The 26,596-nt window shown below is 65.0% G+C and carries 21 protein-coding genes and 2 pseudogenes; 7 read left to right on the top strand and 16 right to left on the bottom strand.

What is annotated here, in order from left to right:
- Positions 1-70 precede the first annotated feature (70 nt).
- From dut to ubiE, 4 genes are read right to left on the bottom strand one after another with little or no spacing between them, the layout of a single operon-like run.
- Positions 71-529, bottom strand: coding sequence for a dUTP diphosphatase (dut, locus tag ACSKB8_RS09950; protein ID WP_438103823.1), 459 nt, complete (start codon positions 527-529; stop codon positions 71-73).
- A complete protein-coding gene (coaBC, locus tag ACSKB8_RS09955) occupies positions 526-1,977 on the bottom strand; it encodes a bifunctional phosphopantothenoylcysteine decarboxylase/phosphopantothenate--cysteine ligase CoaBC (protein WP_438103825.1) in 1,452 nt (483 codons plus the stop codon). The genes dut and coaBC overlap by 4 nt, the downstream gene beginning before the upstream one ends.
- 56 nt (positions 1,978-2,033) lie before the next feature.
- On the bottom strand, positions 2,034-3,608 hold the full coding sequence (gene ubiB / locus ACSKB8_RS09960) for a 2-polyprenylphenol 6-hydroxylase (RefSeq protein WP_438103826.1): 1,575 nt from the start codon (positions 3,606-3,608) through the stop codon (positions 2,034-2,036).
- Positions 3,605-4,366 carry a bifunctional demethylmenaquinone methyltransferase/2-methoxy-6-polyprenyl-1,4-benzoquinol methylase UbiE gene (gene ubiE, locus ACSKB8_RS09965; RefSeq protein WP_438103828.1) on the bottom strand — a complete coding sequence of 254 codons (762 nt, stop codon included), beginning with the start codon at positions 4,364-4,366 and terminating at the stop codon, positions 3,605-3,607. The genes ubiB and ubiE overlap by 4 nt, the downstream gene beginning before the upstream one ends.
- Before the next feature lie 81 nt (positions 4,367-4,447).
- Between ubiE and mutM the strand changes: the two genes are divergently transcribed.
- Complete coding sequence (mutM, locus tag ACSKB8_RS09970) at positions 4,448-5,353, top strand: bifunctional DNA-formamidopyrimidine glycosylase/DNA-(apurinic or apyrimidinic site) lyase (RefSeq protein ID WP_438103829.1); 906 nt, start codon at positions 4,448-4,450, stop codon at positions 5,351-5,353.
- Positions 5,354-5,665: 312 nt separating this feature from the next.
- Here the strand turns inward: mutM and ACSKB8_RS09975 are convergent.
- Positions 5,666-6,410, bottom strand: a pseudogene (locus ACSKB8_RS09975) (AAA family ATPase).
- 366 nt (positions 6,411-6,776) lie between these two features.
- Positions 6,777-8,135: a serine protease gene (locus tag ACSKB8_RS09980; RefSeq protein WP_438103831.1), complete on the bottom strand. Its 1,359-nt coding sequence runs from the start codon at positions 8,133-8,135 to the stop codon at positions 6,777-6,779.
- Between the two features lie 233 nt (positions 8,136-8,368).
- On the opposite strand from ACSKB8_RS09980, the gene ACSKB8_RS09985 reads away from it, so the two are divergent.
- Positions 8,369-9,172, top strand: coding sequence for a HesA/MoeB/ThiF family protein (locus ACSKB8_RS09985; RefSeq protein WP_091882261.1), 804 nt, complete (start codon positions 8,369-8,371; stop codon positions 9,170-9,172).
- 13 nt (positions 9,173-9,185) lie between these two features.
- Here the strand turns inward: ACSKB8_RS09985 and ACSKB8_RS09990 are convergent, their stop codons facing one another.
- Positions 9,186-10,187, bottom strand: a complete 1,002-nt coding sequence (locus ACSKB8_RS09990) for a 2-hydroxyacid dehydrogenase (RefSeq protein WP_438103833.1) — start codon at positions 10,185-10,187, stop codon at positions 9,186-9,188.
- 338 nt (positions 10,188-10,525) lie between these two features.
- Between ACSKB8_RS09990 and ACSKB8_RS09995 the strand changes: the two genes are divergently transcribed.
- On the top strand, positions 10,526-11,056 hold the full coding sequence (locus tag ACSKB8_RS09995) for an SH3 domain-containing protein (protein ID WP_370989813.1): 531 nt from the start codon (positions 10,526-10,528) through the stop codon (positions 11,054-11,056).
- Between the two features lie 104 nt (positions 11,057-11,160).
- Here the strand turns inward: ACSKB8_RS09995 and irrA are convergent, their stop codons facing one another.
- Positions 11,161-11,652 carry an iron response transcriptional regulator IrrA gene (gene irrA / locus ACSKB8_RS10000; protein WP_438103835.1) on the bottom strand — a complete coding sequence of 164 codons (492 nt, stop codon included), beginning with the start codon at positions 11,650-11,652 and terminating at the stop codon, positions 11,161-11,163.
- Between the two features lie 351 nt (positions 11,653-12,003).
- Here irrA and fabA point away from each other — a divergent pair, with 351 nt between their 5' ends.
- The 3 genes from fabA to fabI all read left to right on the top strand — a co-directional run bounded on the left by fabA (position 12,004) and on the right by fabI (position 14,723).
- Positions 12,004-12,525, top strand: a complete 522-nt coding sequence (gene fabA, locus ACSKB8_RS10005; protein ID WP_091882246.1) for a 3-hydroxyacyl-[acyl-carrier-protein] dehydratase FabA — start codon at positions 12,004-12,006, stop codon at positions 12,523-12,525.
- Between the two features lie 39 nt (positions 12,526-12,564).
- A complete protein-coding gene (gene fabB, locus ACSKB8_RS10010; RefSeq protein WP_438103837.1) occupies positions 12,565-13,788 on the top strand; it encodes a beta-ketoacyl-ACP synthase I in 1,224 nt (407 codons plus the stop codon).
- Between the two features lie 137 nt (positions 13,789-13,925).
- Entirely contained in the window at positions 13,926-14,723 is a 798-nt protein-coding gene (gene fabI / locus ACSKB8_RS10015) for an enoyl-ACP reductase FabI (protein WP_438110481.1), read from the top strand.
- Positions 14,724-14,835: 112 nt separating this feature from the next.
- Here fabI and ACSKB8_RS10020 read toward each other — a convergent pair whose 3' ends face one another.
- Genes ACSKB8_RS10020 through ACSKB8_RS10030 form a run of 3 tightly spaced genes read right to left on the bottom strand, consistent with a single transcriptional unit; the run spans position 14,836 to position 16,827 of the window.
- Positions 14,836-15,432, bottom strand: a complete 597-nt coding sequence (locus ACSKB8_RS10020; protein WP_370989814.1) for a glutathione S-transferase family protein — start codon at positions 15,430-15,432, stop codon at positions 14,836-14,838.
- The gene (locus tag ACSKB8_RS10025; RefSeq protein WP_370989815.1) at positions 15,429-15,893 is read right to left on the bottom strand and encodes a GNAT family N-acetyltransferase; all 465 of its coding nucleotides are present in this window, start codon (positions 15,891-15,893) and stop codon (positions 15,429-15,431) included. Before ACSKB8_RS10025 ends, ACSKB8_RS10020 begins: the two co-directional genes overlap by 4 nt.
- Positions 15,894-15,900: 7 nt before the next feature.
- On the bottom strand, positions 15,901-16,827 hold the full coding sequence (locus ACSKB8_RS10030; protein ID WP_128940689.1) for a hydrogen peroxide-inducible genes activator: 927 nt from the start codon (positions 16,825-16,827) through the stop codon (positions 15,901-15,903).
- Positions 16,828-16,940: 113 nt separating this feature from the next.
- On the opposite strand from ACSKB8_RS10030, the gene katG reads away from it, so the two are divergent.
- Entirely contained in the window at positions 16,941-19,106 is a 2,166-nt protein-coding gene (gene katG, locus ACSKB8_RS10035; RefSeq protein ID WP_438103839.1) for a catalase/peroxidase HPI, read from the top strand.
- Between the two features lie 217 nt (positions 19,107-19,323).
- On the opposite strand, the gene pnp is transcribed toward katG, so the two are convergent.
- The 5 genes and pseudogenes from pnp to infB form a co-directional block, all read right to left on the bottom strand.
- Entirely contained in the window at positions 19,324-21,486 is a 2,163-nt protein-coding gene (gene pnp, locus ACSKB8_RS10040) for a polyribonucleotide nucleotidyltransferase (RefSeq protein ID WP_438103841.1), read from the bottom strand.
- Between the two features lie 379 nt (positions 21,487-21,865).
- Positions 21,866-22,135 carry a 30S ribosomal protein S15 gene (gene rpsO / locus ACSKB8_RS10045; protein WP_008540131.1) on the bottom strand — a complete coding sequence of 90 codons (270 nt, stop codon included), beginning with the start codon at positions 22,133-22,135 and terminating at the stop codon, positions 21,866-21,868.
- A 2-nt stretch (positions 22,136-22,137) separates the two neighbouring features.
- On the bottom strand, positions 22,138-23,256 hold the full coding sequence (gene truB, locus ACSKB8_RS10050) for a tRNA pseudouridine(55) synthase TruB (protein WP_438103843.1): 1,119 nt from the start codon (positions 23,254-23,256) through the stop codon (positions 22,138-22,140).
- On the bottom strand, positions 23,253-23,684 hold the full coding sequence (gene rbfA, locus ACSKB8_RS10055; RefSeq protein WP_091882224.1) for a 30S ribosome-binding factor RbfA: 432 nt from the start codon (positions 23,682-23,684) through the stop codon (positions 23,253-23,255). The genes truB and rbfA overlap by 4 nt, the downstream gene beginning before the upstream one ends.
- 154 nt (positions 23,685-23,838) lie before the next feature.
- A pseudogene (gene infB, locus ACSKB8_RS10060) lies at positions 23,839-26,549 on the bottom strand (translation initiation factor IF-2).
- Positions 26,550-26,596 lie beyond the last annotated feature (47 nt).

Genomic DNA, 26,596 nt, shown 5'->3' on the forward strand with positions numbered 1-26,596 from the left:
TCCCCCAGAGGACAGAGCCCTCACCCGGCACTCCGTGCCGACCTCTCCCGCAAGCGGGAGAGGTGAAGAACTAGCGACCGGTGGAACCAAAACCGCCGGCGCCGCGATCGGTTGTCGACAAGGTGGCCACGGGAACCAGCGCGGCCTGCACCACGGGCGCGATCACCATCTGCGCGATGCGCTCGCCGCGCTTGATCACGAAGGGGGCTTGGCCGTGATTGATCAGGATCACCTTGATCTCGCCGCGGTAGTCCGCATCGATCGTCCCCGGCGAGTTCAGCACGGTGACGCCGTGCTTGGCGGCAAGCCCCGAGCGCGGCCGCACCTGGGCCTCATGGCCCGGCGGCAATGCGATTGCGAGGCCCGTTGGCACCAGCGCGCAGTGGCCGGGCGCAAGCGTCAACGGCTCGCTGTCCGGAACCGCAGCCATCAGATCGAGGCCCGCGGCCTCGGCGGTCTGATAGGTAGGCAGCGGCAGGCCTTCGGCGTGGGCGAGGCGTTGCAGTTCGACCGTGACTTTGGTGCTCAAGATGCCGGCTCCCGGGATTTGTCGGCCACGCTCCTTGCGACATGCGCGACCAGTTCGATGGCGACCTGTTCCTTGGTCATCACCGGCCAGGAATCAACTGCGATCTCGCCGTTCTTCTCACCATTCTTGCGGCTGATGAGGTGCACGGTGTTGCGGTCGCCGCCCATCACGCCGGTGGCCGGCGAGACGTCGTTGGCGACGATCCAGTCGCAGCCCTTGCGCGCGAGTTTTGACTTGGCGTTGTCGATGAGATGCTCGGTCTCGGCGGCAAAGCCGATCACCAGCGGCGGGCGCTTGTCGGTCAGCTTGGAGATGGTGGCGAGGATGTCGGGGTTTTCGACCAATTGAAGCGGTGGCATGCCGGCTGCGGTCTTCTTCAGCTTCTGCTCGCCCTCGTTGGCGACGCGCCAGTCGGCGACGGCGGCGGCGAAGATGGCGATGTCGGCGGGGAGCGCGGCCTGTACCTGCTCCAGCATCTGCCGCGCCGATTCCACATGCTTCACCGTGACGCCCTGGGGATCGCTGAGATCGACCGGGCCGCTCACCAAAATCACCTCGGTGCCGGCGGCCTGGGCGGCGGCGGCAATGGCAAAGCCCTGCTTGCCGGAAGAGCGATTGGCGATGTAGCGCACCGGATCGATCGGCTCGTGCGTGGGTCCTGCGGTGATCAGCACGCGTTTACCGGCGAGCGGGCGCGGCACGGGCGGTCGCAGCAGCCGCTCGGCGGCATTGGCGATCTCGATCGCCTCCGACATGCGGCCGGTTCCGGCCTCCCCGGCCTCGGCCATCTCGCCGGAATTGGGCCCGACCAACACCACGCCGTCGCGCTGGAGCTGCGCAACGTTGCGGCGCGTCGCCGCGTTGTTCCACATCAGCGGATTCATCGCCGGCGCCAGCAGCACCTTGCGACTGGTCGCGAGCAGGATCGCGCTGGCGAGATCGTCGGCATGGCCGTTCGCCATCTTGGCCAGGAGGTCGGCGGTCGCCGGCGCCACCACGATCAGGTCGCAGTCGCGCGCGAGGCGAATGTGGCCGGCGTCGAACTCGCTCTGGGGGTCGAACAGGTCGGTGTAGACGCGCTCATGCGACAGTGCGCTCACCGCCAGCGGCGTGACGAATTGCTGCGCTGCCTTGGTCAACACGCAGCGGACCTCGACGCGCCGTTCCTTGAGCCTTCGGATCAGGTCGAGCGACTTGTAGGCTGCGATGCCGCCGCCGATGATCAGGGTGACGCTGGCCTCGGGAGCGGCGCTGATACGTTGGGGTGTCGGGGCTGAGGCTGCCGCAGGCGGCACCGCAAACGGCGTCAGCGGCTCCTCGCGGCCCTCGATCAGCTCCCGCAGGATAACCCGGACCTCTTCCTCGACCGACCTGCGATTCTTGGCCGAGCGTAGCCGCAGATAGGTTTTGACGGCGTCGTCGAGCTTGCGGATGGTCAGGCTTGCCATGACGCCCTCCAGCGCGGAATGATAGCGATGCTATCATCTGTGTGATTGCAGTGCAATCATAGATTCCGGACGGCGATCAGAATGCCGATGAAGGTCGCGGCGATGATCCAGAGCGCCACGGTGCGCCCGCGGTTCTTGCGGCCCTCGCTGCGGCCCATCGCGGCGATGCTCTCCGGCGACAGCCCTATGCCCTCCCGCGTCATGGTCTCGAGCTGCTCCAGCACCTTCACCGACCGCTCGGCGATCTCCGGCAGGCGCATCAGCACGCGCGCGATGTCTCCGGTCCCCGCCAGCGCGCCCTGGACCCGGCCGATCGGCCCGAGATTGCGCTCGATCCATTCGCGCACCACGGGGTCCGCGACCTTCCAGATGTCGAGCTTGGGATCGAAGCCGCGCGCCACGCCCTCGACCACGACCATGGTCTTTTGCAGCAGGATCAGCTCGGGCCGCGTCCTCATGTCGAACAGGCCGGTGACTTCGAGCAGCAGCGTCAACAGCCGCGCCATCGAGATCTCCTCGGCGGTGCGGTTGTGGATCGGCTCGCCGATGGCGCGGATCGCTTGCGCGAAATTCTCGACCGAATGATGCGCGGGCACATAGCCCGCCTCGAAATGCACCTCGGCCACGCGGCGGTAGTCGCGGGTGATGAAGCCGAGCAGGATCTCGGCGAGGAAGCGCCGCTCCTTCATCCCGAGCCGGCCCATGATGCCGAAATCGACCGCGACGAGACGGCCGGTATCATCCAGGAACAGATTGCCCGGATGCATGTCGGCGTGGAAGAAGCCGTCGCGCAGCGCGTGCCGCAAAAAGCTCTGGATCACCTTGCGGCCGAGATCGGGCAGGTCGACCTGCGCCTCTGAAAGGCGCTTGTGATCGTTCAGCGCGATGCCGTCGATCCACTCCATCGTCAGCACGTTGTGCGTGGTGCGATCCCAGTCGACGATCGGCACGCGGAAATCAGGGTCGTCGCGCGTGTTCTCCGCCATCTCCGACAGCGCCGCGGCCTCCAGCCGCAGATCCATCTCCATCGCGACCGAGCGCGACATGGTGTTGATGACTTCGATGAGGCGCAGGCGCCGTGCCTCGGAAGAATAGGCTTCGGCCTTGTGCGCGACGAAGAAGAAGTCGGAGAGGTCGCGGCGGAAACGTGCGGCGACGTTGGGCCGGAGCACCTTGATCGCGACCGGCTTGCGGATGCCGTCGCGCATGACCTCGCCGCGATGCACCTGCGCAATCGAGGCGGCCGCGACCGGCGGGCCGAAGCTCGCAAATACATCCGTCAGCGGCCGTTCCAGCGAGGTCGTGATCGCAGCTTCCGCTTCGGCTTGCGAAAACGGCGGCAGGCGGTCCTGGAGGCTTTCGAGGTCGCGCGCCATGATGACGCCGACGACGTCGGGGCGCGTTGCCAGGAACTGCCCGAGCTTGAGGTAGGCCGGGCCCATTCGGGTGAGGGCGCGCGATATCCGCGGACCATGCTTGACGCCGCGCCGCTCGACGAGCCGCGCCAGCTTCAGCGCGAGCTGTCCCGGTGGCGGCACCAGGCTCCGATCGACCGAGCCGAACACGCCCTCGCGCGCGAACACGAACGCGGCGCGGATCAGGCGCGCAATGTGGCTAATGGCAGAGATCACAAACGCCAGCCTGAATGCAGTGCGACGATGCCGCCGCTGAGTGTCTGCCAGCTGACGCGGGAAAAGCCGGCGTCGCGAATCATGTCGGCGAAGACGCCCGGCTTTGGAAACCTGCGGATCGACTCGACCAGGTACTGATAGGACTCGGCGTCGCCCGTGACCATGCGGCCAAGCGGCGGGATCACCTTGAACGAGAACAAATCATAGAGGCGATCGAGGCCCGGCATCTCGACGGTCGAGAATTCCAGGCACAGGAAACGGCTGCCGGGCTTCAGCACGCGATAGGCCTCGCGTAGCGCAAGGTCGATCTGCGGCACGTTGCGGATGCCGAAGGCGATCGTATAGGCATCGAAGCTGCGATCGGCGAAGGCGAGCGTCTCGGCATTGCCCTCCACGAAATCAACCCGGGTCTCGAGATGCTGCTTTATGGCGCGCTCGCGGCCGACCGCCAGCATGTCGGTGTTGATGTCGCAGACGGTGGCATGGAAGCCGGATCCTGCCGCCTTGGCGGCGCGGAACGAGATGTCACCGGTGCCGCCGGCGACGTCGAGCAGCGCGAACGGCCGGCCGCTCCTCGGCGGGTCGAGCGCGTTGATCATGATGTCCTTCCAGACCCGGTGCAGGCCACCGGACATTAGGTCGTTCATCAGATCATAGCGCGAGGCCACGCTGTGAAACACATCGTTCACCAGCGTCTGCTTGTCCCCTAAGGGGACGTCCCTGAAGCCAAAATGCGTGGTTTCGCCCGGCCGATCCATTACTCTACTCCACGAGGCGGACCATAGCGCGCCCGCCGCAATGGCGCTATCACACCGCCCTCATAAGGTGAATGCCCGACCATGCCTGAATTGCCCGAAGTCGAGACCGTCCGCCGCGGCCTTCAGCCCGTCATGGAGGGCGCGAAAATCCTCAACGCCGAGGCCCGGCGGCCGGATTTGCGCTTTCCGTTCCAGCCAGACTTCGTGGCGCGGCTCAAGGGGCAGGTCGTCACCGGGCTCGGCCGCCGCGCAAAATATCTCATGGCCGATCTCGCCTCCGGCGACGTGCTCCTGATGCATCTGGGCATGTCGGGCTCGTTCCGCGTCATCAAGCCGGACAACGATGCCGCGCCCGGCGCGTTTCACTATCGCCGCGGCAAGGACTCAGCGCACGACCACGTGCTGTTTCGGATGTCCTCGGGCGCCGACATCGTCTTCAACGACCCGCGCCGCTTCGGTTACATGAAAGTGATTGCGCGCAATGCGCTTGATGAAGAGCCGCTGCTGCGCGGGCTCGGTCCCGAGCCGCTCGGCAACGAGTTCGATGCCGCGATGCTGGCGCGGTCCTGTGCCGGCAAGACCACCAGCCTGAAGGCGGCGCTGCTCGACCAGCGCGTGGTGGCGGGGCTCGGCAACATCTATGTCTGCGAGGCGCTGCACCGCTCGCATCTGTCGCCGCGCCGGATCGCCGCGACGTTGTCGACCAAGGCCGGACAACGCAAGGGCGTTGCCGGGGGCGAGCCGACAGACCATGCCAAGCGATTGGTCGGCGCGATCCACACCGTGCTGAACGATGCCATCAAGGCCGGCGGCTCCAGCTTGCGCGATCATCGCCAGACCTCGGGCGAGCTCGGCTATTTCCAGCACTCGTTTAGGGTCTATGACCGCGAGGGCGAGAAATGCACGACGCCGGGCTGCGGCGGCACGATCAAGCGGTTTACGCAGAACGGCCGGTCGACCTTCTGGTGTCCGAAATGTCAGAAATGAGGATCAGGCGAGCGGTCCAACGGCGTCGAGTCCCGACGAGGGCGACCAGTCCACCACGCGCGTCATTGCGAGCCAACGGGTCCGCGCGAAGCGCGGGCCGATGACAGGCTCAGCGAAGCAATCCAGAATCTTTCCGAGGACATAGCCTGGATTGCTTCGTCGCAAGGGCTCCTCGCAATGACGGATGGATGGAGCTTCCCAAAAAAACGCGAAGCGAAGCAACCCGGCCGGGCTGGTGGCCGGATTGCTTCGTCGCTTGGGCTCTTCAACCGGATAGTGAAGAGCCCGTTGCCGTCCGAGCGATCGCCCCGCTCACGACGCCAGTATCTTGGTCTTGTCCGCCGAAAGCTCGGCGCTGACATGCAGCATGCCGTCCGCAGCCGTCATCATCTGGCTGGCCAGCAGATGGCTCGTGGCGGAGAGTTCGAGCCGGGTCTCGATCCACTGCCAGAGGCCGCGGATCTCGTCCGCCGATTTGCCGTTCGGCGCGAATTCGCTGACCGCGAGACCGTTCGCGAGTGAAGTCCTGGTGATCGTTGCGCATCACGATCAGCGGACGCGCGAGCACCTCGGCAAGATCGAGCGCGGCTTCCTCGGCCAGGGTGCTGGCGGCATTGTCGATGCGCTGGCCGCGGATCGGGGTCTGGTTCAGCACGAAGGCAAAGTGGCGCTTCCAGGCGCGCGCGACGCTGAGCGTCGAAGCGGTCGCCTCGATGTCGGCGACGCTCGGGCGGGCCGGGATCAGGCAGAGATCGGAATGGCGGATCGCAGCTGTGGTGGCGGCGCTAAGGCCGGCCGCGGTGTCGACGATCGCGAGTTGGAGACCGCTGTCGGCCAGCATTTTCAGGCGCGGGGCGATGTCGGCGGCGTGATAGATCGGCTCGACGACGAGATCCTCGGTGGTGCGGCGGCGCTGCCAGCTGGATAGGGTGCCCTGCGGGTCGGTCTCGATCAGGCGGACGGTGAGGCCGGCCTGCTTGGCGGCGAGCGCGAGGCCGATGGCAAGCGTGCTCTTGCCGCTGCCACCCTTTTGGGTGGCCAGTACGATCGTGTGCATTGAAGATCAATCCTTTGGAATGCTTGGGTCAGGAATACGCCACGCGAACGTGCATCGATCTCGATGCTGAGCTCTTCTCGCTCAGGACGTGCCGGCCCGATCCAAAGGGGATCGCGGAGGTCCGAATCAACGGTAACGATGATGGCGGAATAGCGAATGCCAGCGAATCCGTACCATTACCGGACCCGTAGTCGTACGTAAGGCGGTGCTCCGATCGATCCGAGCTCGTGCCCCGGACGCAGCGCAGCACGCAGTGATGCGCTGCTGAGCCGGGGCCCAGAAACTCTTGCACAGGATTTGTAGTGGCCTGGGTCCCGGCTCTGCGCAGCAACGCTGGGGCGTTGCAGCGCGTCCGGGACACGAGACTTATTTGCGCACACAGATCACGCGCACGACGGCGGCTTTGGCATCCGTCGTCGTGCCGTTCGCCGTGACCTGGTTGGCCTTCAGGAAATCGCGCACGGCGTCCGCGGCGACCATCACCGCCTGTGACGCCGGCATCGATGTTGCGGGGCCCGCGACCATCGCCGGCTTCAGCAGCGCGACGCCCGCGAACTTGCCGTCGGCGTCGATGGCCGGGCTGCCGGAAAATCCCGCCGACGGCGGAGGCGATAGCGCGAAATCGCTGCTCGTGACCGGCGCCAGCGCAGCCTTGAGGCTCGATACGCCGGCCGCGCCGCCCTGGCTCTGCGGATCGGCGATACCGACGACATCGACACTCGTCTTTGCCGTACCGCCGGCGAGGCTGAGCGGCTTCAGGCCGCGCGCGCCGTAGATGTGCAGGAGCGCGAGATCGTGCTCCTTGTCCTCGGCGAGACGGTCGGCGCTGCCATAGCCCGCGATCGTGATCGCGAGACAGCCATCGGTGACGAGGCGGTCGGTGACGATCGCACCATCGTCGCTGACGACGATGCCGGTGCCGTATTCGACGGTCTTGCGCGGCGGCGGCCCGGCTTGCGGTCCCGACGGAAACGCATTGAACGCGCTCGACATCGCGATCACGACCGGCTCTACCGTGTTCTCGGTCGCCTGGTCGTAGAGGATCGTCATGGTGCGGACCTCGTCGCCTTTGAAGGTGCCGCGGACATAAAACTTCTTCAGGCCTTGCAATCCCGACAGCACGAAGAAGTCCGGCTTCACCACGGTGTAATCGACCTTGCGCCCGGACGGCTCCTTCTCCAAGTCGGCGAGTTTCGCCGAGGTCGGGTTCGCTTCTTTGCGGCGGCTGAGCAGCACCTGAACCGTGCCGGTCGGCGAAGTCCATTTCGAGCCGTTGGCGTCGCTCGCCTGCTGCGGTACCAGCTTGCCGGGGATGCCGAGCCGGGCGCCGCTGGTCGGCTCCGTCACGATCTTCCAGCCGACGCTCTCCTGTTTCTTTCGTGCCGTCTCGGCAAGCGCGGCGCGCTCCTGCGGATTGAGCACGCCAGTCGGCTTGCCGCCCTTGGCCTTCTGGTACTCCTTGATGGCGTTGACCATGCGCTCGCTGACGTCGCCGGTGATGGCGCCGTTATACTGGCCGACCCAGGCGAGGTCGGACTGGAGCGCCAGCCGCTCAGCTCTTGCCATGGCATCCACTGTGGCCGACGGCGTCCGCATCGCCGGAGGCTGGATCGGCACGGTCTGGACCGCCTTCTGCCTGGTGCCGGGGACCTGAGGCGCCGTCATCTGGGCGTTCGCGCCTGTGGCGGCTGCAAACATCAGTGTTGCCGCAAGCATCGATCTCATGACAAATCCAGCCAGCCCATTGAACGCCATGTCATTGAAGCACATCTCCTTGGTCGCGACCAATGATGGGGTGGTTCAGGTGGCGATAGAGGCCACGAACCCAAGTCCTCATCCTGAGGAGCGGCCTCAAGGCCGCGTCTCGAAGGATGGCCACAGGCGAGATCGGGGCCTTTCATGGTTCGAGACGGCGCTTTGCGCCTCCTCACCATGACGGGTGAGAGGAACGAAGGACGATGCTGAGCCCGGATGAACTCGAACGCTATGCCCGCCATATCGTGCTGCGCGATGTCGGCGGTCCCGGCCAGGCTGCGCTGAAGCGGGCTTCCGTGCTGGTGATCGGTGCCGGCGGGCTCGGCGCGCCCGCTTTGATGTATCTGGCCGCCGCTGGCGTCGGCACGCTCGGCGTGGTCGATGACGACGTGGTGTCGCTGTCCAACCTGCAGCGCCAGGTGATCCATACGACGCCCGATATCGGACGGCACAAGGTCGAAAGCGCCGCCGAGCGGATCGCCGCACTCAATCCGCATGTCCGTTTCGTCGGCCACGCCACCTGGCTCAACGCCGACAATGCGCTCAGCCTGATCGGCGACTACGACCTCGTGCTCGACGGCTCCGACAATTTCTCGACGCGCTATCTGGTCTCGGACGCCTGCTTCTTTGCAAAGCGGCCGCTGATCACGGCGGCGCTCGGCACTTTCGACGGCTCGCTCACCACCATCCGCGCACATGAGAAGAACGAGCAGGGCGAATTCAATCCGACCTATCGCTGCTTGTTTCCGGAGGCGCCGCCGCCCGGCACGGTGCCGGCCTGTGCGGAGGCCGGCGTCATGGGGGCGCTGGCGGGGGTGCTCGGCTCGATGATGGCGCTGGAGGCGATCCGCGAGATCGTCGGCTTTGGTGACGGACTCATCGGCCGCCTCCTGATGATCGATGCGCGCGCGATGCGCTTCGAGACGCTGCGCTATGGGCGAGATCCGGCCAATCCGCTCAATGGCGACGGGCCCGTCGTCACCGACCTCAGCGCCCATCGCACCTGAGCGCCGCACGCGATCAGAGCATGCTCGGCAGCACGCGATCCGGCGGCTTGTGGGCGTCGAGGAAGGTGCGGATGTTGATGATCACCTTCTCGCCCATCTCGACACGGCCTTCGATCGTGGCCGAGCCCATGTGCGGCAGCAGCGTGACCTTGCCGGCCTTTGCGAGTCGCACCAGTTTTGGATTGATCGCGGGCTCGTGCTCGTAGACGTCGAGGCCGGCGCCGCCGATATCGCCGCCTTCGATCAGCTTGATCAGCGTATCCTCGTCGGTGACCTCGCCGCGCGCGGTGTTGACGATGTAGGCGTCTTTCCGGATCAGCTTCAGCCGCCGCGCCGAGAGCAAATGATAGGTCGCCGGCGTGTGCGGACAGTTCACCGAAATGATGTCCATCCGCGCCAGCATCTGGTCGAGGCTTTCCCAATAGGTCGCGCCCAGCTCTTCGGCGATCTTCGGCGCGACGGGACGGCGGTTGTGATAGTGGATCTGCAGGCCGAAGGCGCGGGCGCGGCGCGCCACGGCCTGGCCGATGCGGCCCATGCCGATGATGCCGAGCCGTTTGCCGCCGATTCGATGTCCGAGCATCCAGGTCGGCGACCAGCCCGGCCAAGGTTTTCCTTCGGTCAGGATCGAGGCGCCTTCGATCATCCGCCTGGGCACGGCGAGGATCAGCGCCATGGTCATGTCGGCGGTATCTTCGGTTAGAACTTTTGGCGTGTTGGTGACGGTGATGCCGCGGGCATGCGCGGCTTCGACGTCGATATTGTCGACGCCGTTGCCGAAATTGGCGATCAGGCGAAGCTTGCAGTCGGGCTGATTGACGACATCGGCACTGATGTGGTCGGTCACGGTCGGAACCAGCACGTCGGCGGTGCGCGCGGCTTCCGCAATCTGCTCGGCCGACATCGGCGTGTCGTCGAGATTGATCCGCGCGTCGAACAGCTCGCGCATCCGCGTCTCGATCGAATCCGGCAGCTTGCGCGTCACCACGACGAGGGGCTTTTTCTTCACCGACATGTCCTGCCTCATGAGGTGCCGCAGGCCGCCTCTGTCACCAAAGGCCGGCCGTTGAGGCCTCATTAACCCGGTTGTTCGACACTGCCCTTGCCGTGTCGTCCCCGGCGTTTCCTTCAAGCTCTCCCGATATTTCCGGCCGGAAAATCGGGCAAACTGGTTGTTCAAGCGTCCGTCCTCTCTAGCAGAAGGCCGGGCCAAGACAAGAACCACGGGTTAGGGCTTGCGGACCTGGCTTTGGGGAACACCCGCGTGGGGCGGGACAGGGGCCGACGCGGCAGGGTTTTGGATTTTGGGGTGAGGACCCGGCTCGGGCGGGTCTTCGACAGGAGACGGGTTTGATGGCGTTGGGGCGTTTTTGTTCGGTGATGGCGCTCGTTTGTACCTGGTTGAGCGCCTCGGTCAGCCCCTCGCATTCGGCGAAGGACAACACCCCGCAGACCGCCAGCGGGCTGCCGGTGCCGCGCTATGTCAGCCTCAAGTCGGATCACGTCAACGTTCGCGCCGGCCCGACCAAGGACAATGACGTGGCCTGGGTCTATACCCGCGCCGGCCTGCCGGTCGAAATCACCGCTGAATTCGAGAACTGGCGCCGGGTGCGCGATTCCGAAGGCGCCGAGGGCTGGGTCTATCACTCGCTGCTGTCGGGTCGCCGCACCGCGGTCGTCACCATGAAACACAAGGACGACCTCGCGCCGATTTACGACCGTCCCGATCCCGACAGCGCGGTTGCAGCCAAGCTCCAGGTCGGCGTCGTCACGCAGGTGAAGAAGTGCACCACAAACTGGTGCCACGTCACCGGCAACGGCTTTGACGGCTGGATCCAGCAGGAGCGCCTCTGGGGCGTCTACTCGGACGAGCAGGTGAACTGACGTCGCAGGCTCATCCCGGGTGGCGCTAGCGCACCATCCCGGAAACGAAAATGGCCGGGGCAAGCCCGACCATGACGACTAAATATAAGCGATTTAGGACGATCTCAGCGCTTCTTGCGCAGGCGCACGACCATGTCGATGCGCGAGATCTCGTAACCCTCGGGCACTTCAGGCATCTTGGACAGCACCAGATGCGGATCCTCGATATCGACCAGCTCATGGCTGTTCTCGAGGTAGTAGTGGTGGTGGGTGGTGACGTTGGTGTCGAAATAGGTCTTGGTGCCGTCGACGCTGACTTGGCGCAGCAGGCCGGCATCGGTGAGCTGGTTCAGCGTGTTGTAGACGGTCGCCAGCGACACCGGAACCTTGGCCAGGGTCGCTTCCTCATAGAGCATTTCAGCCGTGAGGTGGCGCGCACCCTTGCCGAACAAGAGCCAGCCGAGCGCCATGCGCTGGCGCGTCGGGCGGAGCCCCGCGGACTGGAGCATTTCGTTGACGTCGTGCCACGGGCAGCCGGTCAGGGCCGGCTGGCGGCCCGACAAGAGGGCCGCTGAATGGACGTCGTCGTCGTGATGGGGCGCGGTATTCTCGCTCATTTCCAGATTTCGGGCACGCGTGAACAATATCTCCCTGCAATATAAGAACAGAAAGATGCAGATGCAAGTTTCTCGCAACTAGAGAGGTTCTAATCAGACTTGGAACCGGGCGAGGGGAGCGGTCATTTTACCTTCATGGACGCGCTTTGCGACCCGAAATGCCTGTGTTAGAGAGCGCGCGGTTCCGCTTAGCCGATTTTGGCGCAGCCAGGCATGGCGGCCCGTCCGCAGTCCATCGGGGCTTGCGGCAGGTGCGCCTGACGATGGCAATTGGCGTTGCTCTCCGACCGAGACGGGGCCCATTTTCGCCAAAAAACGTCGCTCAATCGGGATTAGAACAGAGGCTCGTGCATGCTGAACAGGCGCAACGGTTACGAATACGAAGATCTGCTGGCGTGTGCCCGCGGCGAGATGTTCGGCCCGGGCAATGCCCAGTTGCCGCTGCCGCCGATGCTCATGTTCGACCGCATCACGGAAATTAGCGACAATGGCGGGGAGTTTGGCAAGGGCCTGGTGCGCGCCGAGCTCGACGTGAAACCCGACCTCTGGTTCTTCGGCTGCCACTTCAAGAACGATCCGGTGATGCCCGGCTGCCTCGGCCTCGATGCGCTGTGGCAGATGGTCGGCTTCTATCTCGGCTGGATCGGCGGCGAAGGTCGCGGCCGCGCGCTCGGCCTCAGCGAGCTGAAGTTCGGCGGCCAGGTGCTGCCCGAGGCCCGCAAGGTTGTGTACAACGTCGATATCAAACGCGTGATGCGTTCAAAGCTCGTGCTCGGTATCGCCGACGGGTGGCTTTCGGTCGATGACCAGATTATTTATCGCGCCAAGGACCTGAAGGTCGGCCTGTTCAAGCAGGGCACGAGCCTGGGCTGAGCGCATCACCAAGAAGGCAACGATTTAGGCGAGGCTGTCATGAGGCGGGTTGTGGTCACCGGGATGGGCATTGTCTCGTCGATCGGAAACAACACCCAGGAAGTGCTTGCGAGCCTGCACGAGGCGAAGTCGGGCATTTCGCGGGCTGAGAAATATGCCGAGCTCGGCTTCCGTTCGCAGGTGCAAGGCGAGCCGACGCTCGATCCTGCGACGGTGGTCGACCGCCGTGCCATGCGTTTCCTCGGTCAGGGCGCGGCGTGGAATCACGTCGCGATGGAGCAGGCGATCCAGGATTCCGGTCTGTCGCCTGACGAAGTCTCCAACATCCGCACCGGCATCATCATGGGCTCCGGCGGCCCCTCGGCGCGCACCATCGTCGAATCCGCCGACATCACCCGCAGCAAGGGACCGAAGCGCGTCGGACCGTTTGCCGTGCCGAAGGCGATGTCGTCCACCGCCTCCGCAACGCTTGCGACCTGGTTCAAGATCAAGGGCGTGAACTATTCGATCTCCTCGGCCTGTGCGACGTCGAACCATTGCGTCGGCAACGCCTATGAGACGATCCAGATCGGCAAGCAGGACGTCATCTTCGCCGGCGGCTGCGAAGAGCTGGACTGGTCGCTGTCGGTGCTGTTCGACGCCATGGGCGCGATGTCCTCGAAATACAACGACACGCCCGCCACGGCCTCGCGTCCCTACGACGTCAATCGCGACGGCTTCGTCATCGCCGGCGGCGCCGGCGTGCTGGTGCTGGAAGAGCTCGAGCATGCCAAGGCGCGCGGCGCGCGCATCTATGGCGAGATCGTCGGTTATGGCGCGACCTCGGACGGTTACGACATGGTCGCACCGTCGGGCGAAGGCGCCGAGCGCTGCATGCGCATGGCGATGTCGACGGTGAAGACCAAAGTCGACTACATCAATCCGCACGCGACCTCGACGCCCGCGGGCGACCCGCCGGAGATCGATGCGATCCGCAGAGTTTTCGGCGTTGGCGAGAAGTGTCCGCCGATCTCGGCGACCAAGGCGCTGACCGGCCACTCGCTGGGCGCCACCGGCGTGCAGGAGGCGATCTATTCGCTGCTGATGATGAACAACAGCTTCATCTGCGAGAGCGCGCACATCCAGGAGCTCGATCCCGTATTCGCGGACATGCCGATCGTGCGCAAGCGCATCGACAACGTCAAAATCGGCACCGTGCTGTCGAACTCCTTCGGCTTCGGCGGCACCAACGCCACGCTGGTGTTCAGCCGGCTGGATGCGTGACGGCGTTGTTGGCGCACCGTTGATTTTCCCGTCATGGCCGGGCTTGTCCCGGCCATCCACGTCTTGGCCTCAGGTTTCGAAGGGCGTGGATGCCCGGGACAAGCCCGGGCATGACGAAAGCGGAAGGTGATCGTGAGATGGAAGGATTGATGAAAGGCAAGCGCGGTCTGATCATGGGCATCGCCAATGATCATTCGATCGCCTGGGGCATGGCGAAGATGCTACATGCCCACGGTGCCGAGCTCGCCTTCACCTTCCAGGGCGAGGCCCTCGGCAAGCGCGTCAAGCCGCTGGCCGAGCAGCTCGGCGTCGATCTGGTGCTGCCGTGCGACGTCGAGGACATCGCCAGTGTCGATGCGACTTTCGCTGCGCTCCGCGACAAGTGGGGCCAGCTCGACTTCGTGATCCACGCGATCGGCTTCGCCGACAAGAACGAGCTGAAAGGCCGCTACGCCGACACCAGCCGCGAGAATTTCTCGCGCACCATGGTGATCTCCTGCTTCTCCTTCACGGAGGTCGCAAAACGCGCTGCCGAGCTGATGACAGAGGGCGGCAGCATGATCACGCTGACCTTCGGCGCCTCGGAGCGCGCGATGCCGAATTACAACGTGATGGGCGTGGCCAAGGCGGCGCTGGAAGCCTCGGTGCGCTATCTCGCCGCCGATTTCGGGCCGCGCGGCATCCGCGTCAACGCGATCTCCGCAGGCCCCATCCGCACGCTCGCCGGCTCCGGCATCGGCGAGGCGCGGGCGATGTTCGCGTTCCAACAGAAGCATGCGCCGCTGCGCCGCGGCGTCACGCTCGACGAGCTCGGCGGCTCGGCGCTGTATCTGTTGTCGGATCTCTCCGGCGGCGTGACCGGCGAGATCCACTACGTCGATTCCGGCTACAACATCATCCTGATGCCGAGACCTGACGACTTGAAGACGGAATAGCTGAGATTCTGTAGGGTGGGCAAAGGAGCGCAAGCGACGTGCCCACCATCTTTCGACAATTCGAAACAGAGGGTGGGCACGCTTACGCTTTGCCCACCCTACGAGAGCTCATTTACCCCGCCGCGATCTTCTCGGCGCGCTGGAATGCCGGCCGCGCCATGCAGCGCGCGAGATAGGCGTCGAAGGCCGGGCGCGACGGCACCATCTTGAACAGCCGCACCGCGAAATTCAGGCCGGAGCCGATCGTGATGTCGGCGGCTGAGAACTCCTCGCCGAGAATCCACGGTCCCTTCGCGAGTGCGGCTTCCAACACGTCGAAGACCTGCGTCGCGCTGCCCCAGGCCGCGGTCGAGGTCGGAATCTCGATCTTGGTGTAGATCTGGATGATGGCGGGCTCGATGCAGCCCGGCGAGAAGAACAGCCATTGCAGATAGCGCGCGCGGCGCGGATCGGTCACAGCGGGAGCGAGCTTGGTCCCGGGATAGCGATCGCCAATGTAGGCGCAGATCGCGGCGGCCTCGCCGAGTGCGGCGTCGCCGTCGGTCAGCGCCGGCACCTTGCCCATCGGATTGATCTTCAAATAGTCCGGCGCCTTTTGCGCGCCGGTCGAGATGTCGGTCAGCACGCGCTCATAGGGAAGGCCGCTCTCCTCCATCAGCCAGAGCGTCGTGAACGAGCGCGAGCGGGGCGACCAATAGAGCTTGATCATGGCGCGTTTCCCTTGTTCTTCCACCGATAATACTTCATCACGAACCCGTTCGACGGCTCGATCTCTTCCTTCTCGAACACGAAGCCCTCGCGCTCGTACCAGCGCCAGGCCTTCTCGTTCTCGCGCACGCAGCGCAGGTACATCTCGTCAGGCAGTTGCGTGCGTGTGAAGGCGAGCAATTGCCGGCCGAGCGATTGGCTCTGATAGGCGGGCGCGACGAAAAGCATGTCGAGATAGCGCTTCGGCAGATGCAGCGCCAGCATCGCGGCGATCGTGCCGTTGTCGTCGGCGACGAACAGGCTCCAGCCGGTCTCGATCTCGCGCCGGACGCGCGCGCGCAGATTAGCCAGCAGGAAGTCGCTGGCCTCGGCGAGGCCGGTCGAGACCCAGCTCTCCATCCAGACGCGGCCGACCTCGTCATGTTCGTCGGCGCGCGCAGGGCGGATGATCGGATGCGACATCCGGCGCTCAAGCCCGCTGACTGCGCGCAGCCTGACGCGGGCGCGCCTTGCCGGCCGACAGGCACACCACCTCGGAGATCTGCAGCAGCTGTCGCGCCAGCGGATTGGTCTTGCGCCAGACCATGCCGATGGTGCGCGAGGGTTGGGGGTCACGGAAGCGCGCCAGCGAGACCGAAGCCGATCGCGTCTCCACCGGCACCGCCATCTCCGGGATCAAAGTGACGCCGATGCCGGCACTGACCATCTGGACCAGCGTCGAGAGGGAATTCGCATCCAGCATCTCGCGCGGCGGCGCCGATTGCATGTTGCAGAAGGACAGCGCCTGATCGCGGAAGCAGTGCCCCTCCTCGAGCAGCAACAACCGCATCTCCCGCATCATCTCGCGCGACGGCACCGGGGTTCCCTCGTCCGCGCCCGGCCGCACCAGCAGGAATTTCTCGTCGAACAGCGCGACTTCGGTGAGCGAGGGCTCGGACACCGGCAGCGCGACGATGGCGGTGTCGAGCCGGCCCTCGACCAGCTCCTGGATCAGCCGCGGCGTCATGGTCTCGCGCACGCGGATATCGAGCTCCGGATGCATGCGCGTCAGGTTCTTGGTGATCTTGGGCAAGAGATAGGGCGCGATGGTCGGGATCATGCCAATGCGCAGGCGGCCGGCAAAGCGGTCCCGTGATGCCCGGGCGAAATCGCCGAGCTCATCGACCGAGCGCAAGATGTCGCGGACGCGTTGCGCGAGCTCCTCGCCGAACCGGGTCAGCGCGACCTGCCGCGCGCTGCGCTCCAGCAGCAGGCCGCCGAGGGTCTCTTCCAACTCCTTGATCTGCATCGACAAGGCCGGCTGCGAGATCGAGCAGGCCTCGGCTGCGCGGCCGAAATGGCCGTGGCGCGCCAGCGCATCGAAATAGCGGAGCTGCCGCAGCGTCAGGTTTATCATCAGAAAATCCTATCGCAGCGATCATTAAAGTCAACTTCACCTGATGGGAGGCGACGCTTAGAGTGGTTCTACCTGGTCAAAGGCGCCGTCGGACGCCACCAGAGGAGGTAATCATGGATGACACTTCGAAGTGCCCGTTTACGGGCGGAAAACCAACGCGCGTGAACCGCGACTGGTGGCCAACCCAGCTCAGCATCGAGATGCTGCACAAGAATTCCGACCTGTCCGATCCGATGGGCAAAGAATTCGACTATGCCAAGGAGTTCAAGTCGCTCGACCTGAACGCGGTCGTCAAGGACCTGACAGCCCTGATGACGGATTCGCAGGAATGGTGGCCGGCCGACTTCGGTCATTACGGCGGCCTGATGATCCGCATGGCCTGGCACAGCGCGGGCACTTACCGCATCACCGATGGCCGCGGTGGCGCCGGCGCCGGTCAGCAGCGCTTCGCGCCGCTCAACAGCTGGCCCGACAACGCCAACCTCGACAAGGCACGCCGCCTGCTCTGGCCGATCAAGCAGAAATACGGCCGCAAGATCTCCTGGGCCGATTTGATGGTGCTGGCCGGCAACGTCGCGCTGGAATCGATGGGCTTCAAGACGTTTGGTTTTGCGGGTGGCCGCGCCGACGTCTGGGAGCCGGAAGAGCTCTATTGGGGTCCCGAAGGCACTTGGCTGGGCGATGAGCGCTACAGCGGTGAGCGTCAGCTCGCCGAGCCGCTCGGCGCGGTGCAGATGGGCCTCATCTACGTCAATCCGGAAGGCCCGAACGGCAAGCCGGATCCGATCGCGGCGGCCAAGGACATCCGCGAGACCTTCTTCCGCATGGCGATGAACGACGAGGAAACCGTCGCACTGATCGCCGGCGGTCACACATTCGGCAAGGCCCACGGCGCGGGCGATCCGTCGCTGGTTGGTCCGGAACCGGAAGCGGGCGAGCTGGAAGATCAGGGCCTCGGCTGGAAAAGCAAGCACGGCACCGGCGTCGGCGCCGATGCGATCACCGGCGGCCCGGAAGTCACCTGGTCGCAGACGCCCACCAAGTGGAGCAACTACTTCTTCGAGAACCTGTTCAAGTACGAATGGGAGCTGACGAAGGCGCCGTCGGGTGCGCAGCAGTGGAAGGCCAAGAACACCGAGGCCGTCATTCCCGATGCCTTCGACAAGTCCAAGAAGCATGTGCCGACCATGCTGACGACGGACCTCTCGCTCCGCTTCGATCCGGCCTATGAGAAGATCTCGCGGCGCTTCCTCGAGCATCCCGATCAGTTTGCGGACGCCTTCGCCCGCGCCTGGTTCAAGCTCACCCATCGCGACATGGGCCCGATCCAGCGCTATCTCGGACCGCTGGTGCCGAAGGAGACGCTGATCTGGCAGGATCCGATTCCGAAGGTCGATCACGAGCTGGTCGGCGAGCAGGATATTGCTTCGCTGAAGACCAAGATCCTGGCCTCGGGTCTGTCGGTGTCCGAGCTGGTCTCGACCGCGTGGGCGTCGGCTTCGACGTTCCGCGGCTCGGACAAGCGTGGCGGCGCCAACGGCGCTCGCATTCGCCTCGCGCCGCAGAAGGACTGGGAGGTCAACCAGCCGGCTCAGCTCGCCAAGGTCCTCGGCAAGCTCGAAGCGATCCAGAAGGACTTCAACGCGTCCTCAGGCGCGAAGAAGGTCTCGCTTGCGGACCTGATCGTGCTCGGCGGCACCGCCGCGGTCGAGAAGGCCGCCAAGGATGCCGGCGTCGACGTCAAGGTCGCCTTCACGCCGGGCCGCATGGACGCCTCGCAGGAGCAGACGGATGCGGCCTCCTTCGCGCCGCTGGAGCCGCGGACCGATGGTTTCCGCAACTACACCGGCAAGAAGCATCAGTTCATGATGCCCGAAGAGGCGCTCGTCGATCGCGCGCAGCTGCTGAAGCTCACCGGGCCCGAGCTAACCGTGCTGGTCGGCGGCCTGCGTGTGCTCGGCGCCAACGCGAACGGTTCGAAGCACGGCGTCCTCACCGCGAAAGTGGGAACGCTGAGCAACGACTTCTTCGTCAACCTGCTCGACATGAGCACGCAATGGGCGCCGGTTGCCGACGGCAGCTATGAGGCCCGCGACCGCAAGACCAACGCGGTGAAGTGGACCGGCACGCGCTCCGACTTGATCTTCGGCTCGCACTCGCAGCTCCGCGCCTTCGCCGAGGTCTATGCCACCTCGGACTCCAAGGAGAAGTTCGTGAAGGACTTCGCCAAGGCCTGGACCAAGGTGATGAACCTCGACCGCTACGACATCGCGGCGTGAGGCTGGTTCACCTCTCCCATAGGGAGAGGTCGGCGCGAAGCGCCGGGTGAGGGGTTACGCTCCTCGCGGGACCAAACCCCCTCACCCGATTTGCTTCGCAAATCGACCTCTCCCCATTGGGGAGAGGTGAAAAGCAGCGCGTTGATCGATCGAAGCAATAAAACAAAAAGGGCGGCCTTTCGGCCGCCCTTCGTGTTTTTGACCGTGTAGCGAGAACTTACTCGCCGGCTGCTTCGCGCGGGGCCTTGTCGCCCTCGGCGGCCTTCTCCTTGGCTTCGAGGTCTTCGCCGGTGGTCTGGTCGACTACCTTCATCGACAGGCGGGTCTTGCCGCGGTCGTCGAAGCCGAGCAGCTTGACCTTGACCTTGTCGCCTTCCTTGACGACGTCGGAGGTCTTCTGCACGCGGCTGGCCGCGAGCTGGCTGATGTGGACGAGGCCGTCCTTGGAACCGAAGAAGTTCACGAAGGCGCCGAACTCCATCACCTTGACGACGGTGCCGTCATAGATCTGGCCGACTTCCGGCTCGGACGCGATCGACTTGATCCACTTGATCGCGGCCTTCATCGCCTCGCCGTCGCTGGAGGCGACCTTCACGGTGCCGTCGTCCTCGATGTTGACCTTGGCGCCGGTCTTCTCGACGATCTCGCGGATCACCTTGCCGCCGGTGCCGATCACTTCGCGGATCTTGTCAGTCGGGATCTTGAAGGTCTCGATGCGCGGCGCGTATTCGCCGAGCTCGGCGCGGGCCGCGGTGAGGGCCTTGGCCATCTCGCCGAGGATGTGGATGCGGCCTTCCTTGGCCTGGCCAAGGGCGACGCGCATGATCTCTTCGGTGATGCCCTCGATCTTGATGTCCATCTGGAGCGAGGTGATGCCCTGTTCGGTACCGGCGACCTTGAAGTCCATGTCGCCGAGATGGTCCTCGTCACCGAGGATGTCCGAGAGAACCGCAAAGCGCTTGTCCTCGAGGATCAGGCCCATCGCGATGCCCGCGGTCGGCCGCTTGAGCGGCACGCCGGCATCCATCAGCGCCAGCGAGGCGCCGCAGACCGAAGCCATCGAGGAGGAGCCGTTGGACTCGGTGATCTCCGACACCACGCGCGTGGTGTAGGGGAACTCGTGATGCGGCGGCAACACCGGGTGGATCGCGCGCCAGGCGAGCTTGCCGTGGCCGATCTCGCGGCGCTTGGTGCCGCCGAGGCGGCCGGTCTCGCCGACCGAGTAGGGCGGGAAGTTGTAGTGCAGCAGGAACGTTTCCTTGTACGTCCCCGACAGCGCGTCGATGTACTGCTCGTCCTCACCGGTGCCGAGCGTGGTCACGACCATCGCCTGGGTCTCGCCGCGGGTGAACAGCGCCGAGCCATGGGCGCGGGGCAGCACGCCGACCTCGGCGACGATGTTGCGCACCGTCTTGACGTCGCGGCCGTCGATGCGCTTGCCGGTGTCGAGGATGTTCCAGCGAACGATCTTGGCCTCGAGCTCCTTGAACACGCCGGCGACACGGAGCTTGTCGTATTTCGGCTCCTGCCCTTCCGGGAAGTAGTGGGCCATCACCTTTTCCTTGGCGACGCCGACCGCGGCATAGCGCTCCTGCTTGATCGGAATTGCATAGGCAGCGCGCAGCTCCTGCTCGATCAAGCCGAGCATTTCCTTTTCGAGCGCCGAATTGTCGATCGCGGTGACTTCGCGCGGCTCCTTGGCGGCCTTCTCGGCGAGCTCGATGATCGCGTTGATGACCGGCTGGAAGTGGCGGTGACCGAACATCACGGCGCCGAGCATCACGTCTTCGTTGAGCTCCTTGGCCTCCGACTCGACCATCAGCACGGCGTCGGCGGTGCCGGCGACGACGAGGTCGAGCTGGGTGTCGACCATCTCGTCGAGCGTCGGGTTGAGGACGAATTCGTCATTGGCAAAGCCGACACGCGCCGCGCCGATCGGGCCCTTGAAGGGCGCGCCGGACAACGTCAGCGCGGCGGAGGCCGCGACCATCGCCACGATATCGGGATCGTTTTCCATGTCGTGCGAGAGCACGGTGACGATCACCTGGGTCTCGTTGCGCCAGCCGTCGACGAACAGCGGGCGGATCGGACGGTCGATCAGGCGCGAGACCAGCGTCTCCTTCTCGGTCGGACGACCCTCGCGCTTGAAATAGCCGCCGGGAATGCGCCCCGCAGCGTAGGTCTTTTCCTGGTAATCGACGGTCAGCGGCAGGAAGTCGACGCCTTCGCGCGGCGCCTTCGCCGCGACGACCGTGGCAAGCACCACGGTCTCACCATAGGTGGCGATGACGGCGCCGTCGGCCTGACGGGCGATCTTGCCGGTTTCGAGCTTGAGAGGGCGTCCGCCCGAGTCGATCTCGACTGAATGCTTATTGAACATAGAGGTCTTCTTTCATGGGTTCTCGAAAGAAGGGACACGCTTCGAAAAACAAAAACCATGCGCAAGATTGCGGGGCGCTGATCGGAGCGGGTGATCAGCGTCCTGCGATCCTGCCATGGTTTTTGGATGTCGGATGGCGTCCATCCTTTCGGGTCATACGGGCGCCTTGCCCGTTGTGCCCAGCCGCCGGATTGCTGCTGGACTGTCAGTCGGCACGAACGCGAACACCGAACCTTGGTCTTCGCTCATCATGCCCCGGATGTTCGCCGTCAACGGCTCGCATCCGACGCGCACGCAGCCTCGATCAAAAACCTTTAAGGAAGCGCTTTCGTTCGAAACCACGCGCGAAAACGCGCGCCAGTGGCGCGCGCAGGAACTCTTAACGACGAATGTTGTGCTTCTCGAGCAGCGCCTTGTACCGCGCCTCGTCCTTCTTCTTGAGGTAGTCGAGGAGCGAGCGGCGGGTCGAGACCAGCTTCAAGAGGCCGCGACGCGAATGGTTGTCCTTCACGTGGGTCTTGAAATGGTTGGTGAGGTTGTTGATGCGTTCCGACAGGATCGCGACCTGAACCTCGGGCGAGCCGGTGTCGCCGGCCTTGGTGGCATTCGTCTTGATGACTTCCGCTTTGCGTTCTGCGGCAATCGACATCGTCAATTTCTCTCGTTGCGACCGGGGTTGGCAGTCAGGCCGGTCAGGTTGAACACACGCTTGGGGATGATTTCGCCATTGCCAACTTCGGCAAGCGCCAAAAGACGGCCTGCCACCGTGACATAGACTGTGCCGCTACAAGTGGGCGCATCCCGTCCGCGCAACAAAACGGCCTGGCCCCGGTGGAGCCTTGCCGCATCAGCCCGAGTGACGGCCAGTGCCGGGATGTCGTCCAGCGCGGTCTCAACGGGCAAAAGCGCGTCGGCGAGGCTGCCCTCGCCGGACGCGGCTCTATCGCACAAAGCCTCCAGCTGATCCAGCGGAATCATGTCGTTTTCGCCAAATGGGCCGACCAGGGTCCGCCGCAGCGCGCAGATATGGCCATAAGTGCCGAGAATCCGGCCCATATCGCGGGCCAGCGCCCGGACATAGGTGCCCTTGCCGCACTCGGCCTCGAACACGGCCCGGTCGTTATCCGGTTGATCCACAAGGGTTAAATGGTGAATCTCGACGGGGCGGGGCGCCAGCTCCACGACCTCGCCGTCGCGGGCGAGGTCATAGGCGCGCTCGCCCTGGACCTTGATCGCGGAATAGCGCGGCGGGATCTGCTCGATCACCCCGGTGAAGCGGGGCAACAGGGCCAGGATGGCCTCCCGGGTCGGGCGCTGGTCGGAGGTCGCGGTGACCCGACCCTCGATATCGTCGGTGTCGCGTTCCTCGCCCCAGCATACGGTGAACTGGTAGCGCTTGCGGCCGTCCATCACGAAGGGAACGGTCTTGGTGGCCTCCCCGAGTGCGATCGGCAGGCCGCCCGAGGCGAGCGGATCGAGCGTGCCGGCATGTCCCGCGCGCTTGGCGTTGAACAGGCGCTTGAGCACGGCGACGGCCTGGGTCGAGGTCATGCCGATCGGCTTGTCGAGCACGACCCAGCCGTGGACGTCGCGCCGGTCGCGGCGCGGCTGGTTGCCCTTCTGCTGCTTGGTACGCGGATCGTTATTGACGCGGCGCTGCTCCTGGTACGATTGAGAATTGCTGCCCAGATCCGCAAAATTATTTGTCTGCACGTCGCGTTGATCGGCCTGTTCGCCGCTGATCGTGTCGTGAGCCGGGTCCATCGTCATCGTTCTTCTTCCCGATCCGAATCCGGATCCTGTTCCAAGTCCTTCTGCACCGCAGGTGTTCGCAAAAGCTTCTCGATCCGTTCCGCCTCGTCGAATCGTTCGTCGACGCGGAAGCGAATGTCAGGTGCAAATTTCAGGTTAACGCGCCGCGCGACTTCGCCGCGCAGGAATTTCTTGTTGCGCTCGAGCGCAGCGATGACGATCTCGGTGTCGCGGCCACCGAGCGGCATCACGTAGATTGTCGCGAGCTTCAGGTCCGGCGACATCCGCACCTCCGGCACGGTGATGATGTGACCTTCGAGATCCGCATCATGCACGTTGCCTTGCGCCAGAATCTCGGCCATCGCATGGCGAACCTGCTCGCCGACGCGCAACTGACGTTGCGAGCCTCCGGCTGGCGAACTCTTCTTTTGATGGTGGCGGGGCATTCTCGAAAATCACCTCGTCATGCCCGTGTTTGGGACACGGGCATTGTCATTTGTCCTGTTGAAACGAAGAGAGGTGGATGGCCGGAAAAATCCGGCCATCGCACTCCCGCAATTTCAGTTCAAAAAGATCCGAACGCTTCGGTAAGATTTGGACTTACAGGGAGCGCTGGATCGTCTCCACGCGATAACACTCGATGACGTCACCGGCACGCATGTCGTGATAGTTCTCGAAGGCCATGCCGCATTCCTGGCCGGACTGGACTTCCTTCACTTCGTCCTTGAAGCGCTTGAGCGTCGACAGCTTGCCTTCGTGCACGACGACGTTGTCGCGGATCAGGCGCACATTGGCGCCGCGTTCCACGGTGCCGTCAGTGACGCGGCAGCCGGCGACCTTGCCGACCTTGGAGATGTTGAAGATCTCCAGGATCTCGGCATTGCCCAGCATGGTTTCGCGCAAGGTCGGCGCGAGCAGGCCGCTCATCGCCTTCTTCACGTCGTCCACGAGGTCGTAGATGATGTTGTAGTAGCGGATCTCGATGCCGTTGCGCTTGGCGGCCGCGGCGGCCTCCTTGTTGGCACGGACCGAGAAGCCGATGATCGCGGCGTTGAAGCCTTCCGCGAGCGTCACGTCGGATTCCGAGATGCCGCCGACGCCGGCATGCAGGATGCGGGCGGCGACTTCGTCGGTGCCGAGCTTCTCCAGCGAGCCGAGGATCGCTTCCAGCGAGCCCTGCACGTCGGCCTTGACGATCAGCGGGAATTCCTTGCGGCCCGCCGTCTTCAATTGCGACATCATCTGCTCGAGCGAGCCACGCATGCCGGAGATCGAGGCCGCCGCGTTCTCGCGCTTCTGGTGCGCGCGGTAGCTGGTGACCTGGCGGGCGCGGGCTTCGTTCTCGACCACGGCGAGACGATCGCCGGCCTCCGGCGGACCGTTGAAGCCGAGCACCTCGACCGGCACCGAGGGACCGGCCTCCTGCACCGTCTCGCCCTGATCGGAGATCAGCGCGCGGACGCGGCCCATCTCGGCGCCGGCGACGATGATGTCACCGACACGGAGCGTGCCGCGCTGGACCAGCACGGTCGCGACCGGACCACGGCCGCGATCGAGCTTGGCCTCGATCACGGTGCCTTCGGCCGGACGCTCCGAATTGGTCTTCAAGTCGAGGATTTCGGCCTGCAGCGCGATCATCTCGAGCAGCTTGTCGAGATTGGTCTTGTTCTTGGCGGACACTTCGACGTCGACGACTTCGCCGCCGAAGGATTCGACCTGCACCTCGTGCTGGAGCAGCTCGGTGCGGACGCGCTCGGGCTTGGCGTCGGGCTTGTCGATCTTGTTGATGGCAACGATGATCGGCACGCCTGCCGCCTTGGCGTGATTGATGGCCTCGACCGTCTGCGGCATCACGCCGTCATCGGCCGCGACCACCAGCACGACGATGTCGGTGACCTTGGCGCCGCGGGCACGCATCGCGGTGAACGCGGCGTGGCCGGGCGTGTCGATGAAGGTGATCTTCTTGCCGCTCTCGGGCGACAGCACCTGATAGGCGCCGATATGCTGGGTGATGCCGCCGGCTTCGCCGGAGACCACGTTGGCATGGCGCAGCGCGTCGAGCAGCGAAGTCTTGCCGTGGTCGACGTGACCCATCACGGTCACGACTGGCGACCGCGTCTCGGTGTCGGTGGAATCGTCGACCTGGTCGAACAGGCCTTCTTCGACGTCCGAGGCGGCGACGCGCTTGACGGTGTGGCCGAGCTCTTCGGCGATCAGCTGCGCGGTGTCGGCGTCGATCACGTCGGTGATCTTGTGCATCGCGCCCTGCTTCATCAGCATGCGGATGACGTCGACCGCGCGCTCGGACATGCGGTTGGCGAGTTCCTGGATGGTGATCGCTTCCGGAATCGTCACCTCGCGGACGAGCTTTTCCTTGGGCTCGTTCGAGGCATGGCCCTTGAGGCGCTGGGTGCGGCGGCGGAACGAGGCGATCGAGCGCTCGCGCACGTCATCGGCGTTGAGCGCGGTGACGACGGTGAGGCGGCCGCGTTCCTTCTGCGGGCCGGGCTTGTGCGTGGTCTTGGGGGCTGCCGCGGGACGCATGGCGCCGCCGGGACCGCGACGGATCTGGCGCGGAGCCTCTTCCTCGTCGGGCTCGGCCGCAACTGCGGGGCCGCGGCCAGCCGGTCCACCCGGACGCTGCGCGGTCGTCGTTGCAGGCCGCGCCGTCGTGGTTCCCGGACGTGCCGTCGTGGGGGTGCCGGGCCGCGCCGCGGGGGCGCCGGGCCGCGGCGCAGGAGCGGACGGAGCTGCCGTTGCGGGCCGTGCGGCAGAAGGCTGCTCGCCTTCGCCAAAACGCTTCTTCGGCCTCGGTCTCGGCCTTCCGCTTGGCTTCGTCCTCGTGGCGATGACGCTCGTCCTCGGCCTTGCGGCGGGCCTCGGCGGCTTCGCGCTCGGCGCGTTCGGCGGCCTCGCGGACCGCGCGGCGCTGGGCCTCTTCCTCGGCCTGGCGGCGCTCCTCGACCTCGCGCAGCTTGGCATCGGCCAGCGCGCTGGCACGGGCGAGAACGTTCGTCCTCGGTCAGGGTACGCAGCACCACGCCGGAACCGGCGTTGCGCGGCGAGGCGGGCGGTGGCGCCGGGCGCGACGGCGCGGGCGCGGCCGGTGCCGGCTTCGCCGTCACCTCGGGCGCGTGCGGCTCGGGGCCGTCGCCAATGCGGCGCTTGCCGCGCTTCTCGACCACGACCTGCTTGCTCCGGCCGTGGCTGAAGCTCTGGCGCACGGTGCCCGTCTCGACGCGCGGCTTGAGCGATAGCGTCTTGCTCGGAACGCTCAGCTTCTTGTCGCCAGGGGTCTTGGTATCAACCATTCAGCAGTCCTAATCCTGATCTGTTGTCGTTGTGCGTTGCCGCACCG

It is taken from the genome of Bradyrhizobium sp. BR 1432 (assembly GCF_051547705.1).
GTDB classification, from domain to species: domain Bacteria; phylum Pseudomonadota; class Alphaproteobacteria; order Rhizobiales; family Xanthobacteraceae; genus Bradyrhizobium; species Bradyrhizobium zhanjiangense.